This window comes from Clostridioides sp. ZZV15-6388, from assembly GCF_020657755.1.
Classification (GTDB): Bacteria; Bacillota; Clostridia; order Peptostreptococcales; family Peptostreptococcaceae; genus Clostridioides.
This window is the reverse complement of the sequence record NZ_JAGWCU010000096.1, coordinates 1-472: the sequence shown is the minus strand read 5'-3', so window position 1 is coordinate 472 and position 472 is coordinate 1. Positions and strand designations below refer to the sequence as shown.

Here is a 472-nt window from a genome sequence, read left to right as displayed (position 1 = left end):
TGGAAAAAGCTTATAAGTTTAGAATGTATCCAAATAAAAAACAGCAAGAGTTAATTAACAAAACTTTTGGATGTTGTAGATTTGTATATAATAAATATCTTGCTAAAAGAATAGAAGTTTATGAAAACCATAAAGAAACTTTTACTTATAAACAGTGCAGTTCTGATTTGACTAATTTAAAAAAAGAATTAGAGTGGCTTAAAGAACCTGACAAATTTTCACTACAAAACACCTTAAAAGATTTAGAAAACGCATATAAAAAATTCTTTAAAGAAAATGCAGGATTTCCTAAATTTAAATCAAAGAAAACTAATAGATTTTCATATAGAACGAACTTTACAAATGGAAATATTATGTACTTTAGTCAATATATAAAATTACCTAAACTTGGTATGGTTAAAGTAAGGGATAAACAAGTACCTCAAGGGAGAATACTTAATGCTACTGTATCTAGGGAGCCAAGTGGTAAATA

Annotated in this window: 1 protein-coding gene; it reads left to right on the top strand. The window is 26.3% G+C overall.

Annotation, left to right across the window (positions count from 1 at the left end; all coding sequences use genetic code 11):
* Window positions 1-472 (top strand): RNA-guided endonuclease TnpB family protein (locus tag KGF48_RS19910; protein ID WP_227868499.1); only part of this gene is annotated, 472 nt, incomplete at both ends.